This is a genomic window from Thermotoga sp., assembly GCF_021162145.1.
Lineage (GTDB): Bacteria > Thermotogota > Thermotogae > Thermotogales > Thermotogaceae > Thermotoga.
In genome coordinates, this window is sequence record NZ_JAGGZH010000121.1 from 1 (window position 1) to 3884 (window position 3884).

Genomic DNA, 3884 nt, shown 5'->3' on the forward strand with positions numbered 1-3884 from the left:
AGATGACACCTCACCATGGAACCATCTACCATAATCTCAGGAGGCTTTTCCTCTTTACAAACACTCATTACTTCAGGACACCTTCCTGCAAATTTGCATCCTTTTCTCAGGTACTCTTCATATTCCGTATCTGCTATGGTGATTTCTTCCCTCCATTTCTTCTCAGGATCGGGTTCTGGTATGGACTCGCGCAGTAGGCGCGTGTACGGATGCTTAGGATCTGTCAGCACTTTTTCCACCGGTCCCATTTCCACGATATCCCCTCGAAACATGATTGCTATGCGATCACTTACGTAATAAGCCGTTGCTAGATCGTGGGTAATGTAAACAACGCTCACTCCAAGCTGGTCCCTCAACCGAGCAAAAAGATTGACAATAGACATTCTGAGAGAAGCATCCACCATGGAGACGGGTTCATCTGCTATCAAAAGTGAAGGATTACTCAGCAAAGCACGAGCGATCAAAGCCCTTTGAAGTTGTCCTCCAGAGAGTTCACTTGAATAGCGCCCGTTTATGTTTTCAAAACTCAATCCGACAAGCTTTAGTTTCTCGTCGATCAACTTCCTAGCCTCATCGTTTGTGGAAGCAAGGGCGTAGTTACGTATTGTCTCGAAGAATATGTCATCTATGCTGAGAAGGGGATTGAAACCTTCGAATGGATTTTGAAACACCGCCTGCACTTTTTTCATGAATTCCTTCCTTTTCTTTTTCCATTCATGGATACTTACACCTTCAAACACAATATCACCAGATGTCGGTTCCTCGAATCCCAAAATCATTCGTGCTGTTGTTGTCTTCCCACATCCACTTTCCCCTGCCAGAGTGAATATCTCTGCCCTTCTTAAAGAAAAAGATATATCGTCAACCGCGACAATTTTTGTTCTGAATATCCAGGATCCCACAGTGAACACCTTCGTGAGATTCCTTACTTCAAGAATAGTTGTGCCCACCTATGACACCTCCGTTATTTCCTTCCAAAGCCAATCCTTTGAAAACGAGCTCTCGGATCCAGATACTCACTTATACTGGTGGATAACCAGTAGAGAGCAATGAACAACAGAACTGCGGCAGCAATCGGTGCAGCCAGCCACCACCAGAGTCCGAGGAAGAGAGCCTGTCTGTAAATCGCTCTCTGAAGCATGGTTCCAATGGTAGGAACAGTGGGATCGATACCGAGCCCCAGGTAAGCAAGTGTGATCTCCATACCTATTGCCCATGCCATGTTGTTTATGAACGTTGTAAATATAACTGGGAGAACGTGAGGAAGCAATTGCTTGTAAACAATCCTCAACGTTGACATACCAGAGAGAATCGCAACAAACGTGAAATCCCTTTCTCTTAAACTGAGCACCTGCGATCTTATTACTCTTGCGTCCCAAGCCCAGGAAAAGAAAGCAAGAAGAAGACCTAAATTGAAAAAAGATCTTGTCCAGTCTCTGAGAATCATAGAGATCACAATGAGCACGATCAAAAACGGAAGAACCATAGTTGTATCCCCTATTGTCATCAAAATACGGTCCACCCCACCCCCTTTATAACCCGCTAATATTCCCACGAAAACAGCTATTGCGCGTGAAAACAACGCTGTGACAACAGCTATTATCAGTGAATTTCTCACCGCACAAGTGAGTCGCCAGAAAACATCCTGCCCGAGCCAGTTGGTACCTAGTGGATGTTCAAGTGAAGGAGGAAGCCCGCGCGGTACTTGGTAGATCCTTACGGGATCGTAAGGCGAAAAATAGGACAACACTGAAAGGAACAACAGAAAAATCAGTACGACGAAAGCAACCGTGAATCTGTAATCTCTGAAAAGATCTTTAAAGACTCCTCGAATTCGCCCCATGATCTTCACCTTACCTTCATCGGTATCTCACTCGCGGATCAAAAAGAGGATAAACAAGATCCAGAAGGAGAATAGAAGTAGTTACGGCAACTGTGGAGATACACATGATCCCCATGATCAGGTTATAATCGGCCTTCATAATGGCATCGTACAGGATCCATCCTATTCCCGGATACGCAAAAACCATCTCCGTGATCAGCGCCCCAGAGAATATTCCTCCAAATTGAAGGCCCAGCTGAGTTATCATAGGAAGCATAGCGTTCCTGATCACGTGATTGCGCACTATCATCTTTTCTATTACTCCTGCTGTTTTTGCGTACCAGACATGATCCTCAGACTTTACGACCTGGACTATCAGTTTCATACTCTGAAATTGCCAGGCGATGCCCACTATCAGGAGCGTAAGAGCAGGTAAAGTGCCGTGCTTTAGGATGCTAACGATTGTTTCTAAACTGAAGGTAAGCTCACGCCCCACCCCTATTCCACCGCTCAAAGGAAAAATAGGAAAGATATAGGCGAAAAGAATCAAGCAAATCAAAGCCATCACGTAGTATGGAATGGGTCTTATGATCATAACAATCACATCAAGAGCTTCCATCCAGCGTTTTCTATAGTAACCCACAATTCCCCCGGCGATTACAGCCACTATCCAGCTCAAAATCGTTGTGAGAGAAAGCAGCCCCACTGTCCAGGGAAGAGCCTGTGCAATGAGCTTTGTAACAGGAATTGGGTATCTGGAAAGTGAGGGTCCAAAGTTTCCTGTGAACAACCTTTTCCAAAAATTCACATACTGATCCCATAGGGTTCCCTCCAGACCGTAAAGCTGCTTCAATGTTCTCATCATTTCTTCTTGCTGCTCGGGAGGAATGTAGACACCAAAGGTTTGATATTGTTGGAGTTGTTGCTTTATGGGATCTACAGGAAGTAACCTTGGTAAAAAGAAAATCGCTGTGAGTCCAAGAAACGTCACAATGAAGTACTGTAACAACCTTGGAATGAGATAGCCTTTGATGAACGCCATTCACCGTTCCTCCTTGAAGAATGGGGGTGGAGTGTTCCACCCCCGTCAGTTTTATCTTCTGCCGGTTGGCTGAACTTTATGAAGGAGGTATTTTAGCTGTGGCCACGTCGTGAAATTATCACACCTCGCGTAGTCGTTGTCTGGGCTTGGGAAGTTGGTCCAGTAGTATTCGTCGAAGACGATTGTTATAGGACAGTTGAACGCCGGTATCGCTATCATTTCTTCAATCTCTATTTTCAATCCTTCAACACCGAGTTCTATGATCTTATCGTAGTCGTTCCAGTCTGTCCTTTCCAGTTCCTCTATGATTTTGTCCATTCTGGGGTCACTCCACCTCAAAGCACTTCCAAGGGTCAACTCGCCAATGGGTTTCACGAAATCACTCCTGAAGGCATTGAAACATCTGTAAAGATCCGGATGGAATCCCCAAGGTTCTCCTGCAAATCCTCCATGTGCAGTGTTGACCACCTCGAATTGTCCTTCTCCTGCAAGTGTTGAAGCAGATGCGGAAACGTTGTACTCAACCTCTATTCCGAACTCTTTCCATTGTTCTGCTATTCCTTCTATGACGATGTTTGCCATGTCAGTTGGATCGGGTCCCCTGAGGATCGTTATCTTCCACAGATCTCCGTTGGGAAGATGCCACTTTCCATCTTTGTCCCTGTAAAATCCATGCTTTTTCAACAGTTTCTCTGCTACATCTGGTGCGTATTTCCACCAGCCATAACCCAGAGTCAAGCGTACTTCCTCCTCGTTATTTGGATCGATGTTTACCTTGTACATCTTCCGCGCCCAATCAAGAAGTCTCCAAGGAGCCTGAGGATCCCATGGTTTGAAAGTTTCCCCGTTTCCAAGATCGAGCGTGAGATTCTCAAGCCATGGTTCCAGTCGTTTGAAGTACCATTCATAGAAGTTTTTATTCACAACCAATGGAAGGCCAGGGGTCATAGCGACCATTCCATCGTACGTGGAAATCGCCAACTTTACTATATCTATGGATAGCGCGAGAGCCCATCTAAC

At 45.3% G+C, this 3884-nt stretch carries 4 protein-coding genes; all 4 read right to left on the reverse strand.

Annotation, left to right across the window (positions count from 1 at the left end; genetic code table 11):
• Positions 1–950: ABC transporter ATP-binding protein (locus J7K79_RS07660; RefSeq protein ID WP_296907147.1), on the reverse strand; the 950-nt coding region annotated here is incomplete at its 3' end.
• A 14-nt stretch (positions 951–964) separates the two neighbouring features.
• Positions 965–1843, reverse strand: a complete 879-nt coding sequence (locus J7K79_RS07665) for an ABC transporter permease (RefSeq protein WP_296907151.1) — start codon at positions 1841–1843, stop codon at positions 965–967.
• A gap of 16 nt (positions 1844–1859) precedes the next feature.
• The gene (locus tag J7K79_RS07670) at positions 1860–2864 is read right to left on the reverse strand and encodes an ABC transporter permease (protein ID WP_296907153.1); all 1005 of its coding nucleotides are present in this window, start codon (positions 2862–2864) and stop codon (positions 1860–1862) included.
• Between the two features lie 51 nt (positions 2865–2915).
• Positions 2916–3884, reverse strand: a 969-nt coding sequence (locus tag J7K79_RS07675; protein ID WP_366932607.1) for an ABC transporter substrate-binding protein, incomplete at its 5' end; no start/stop codon positions are given.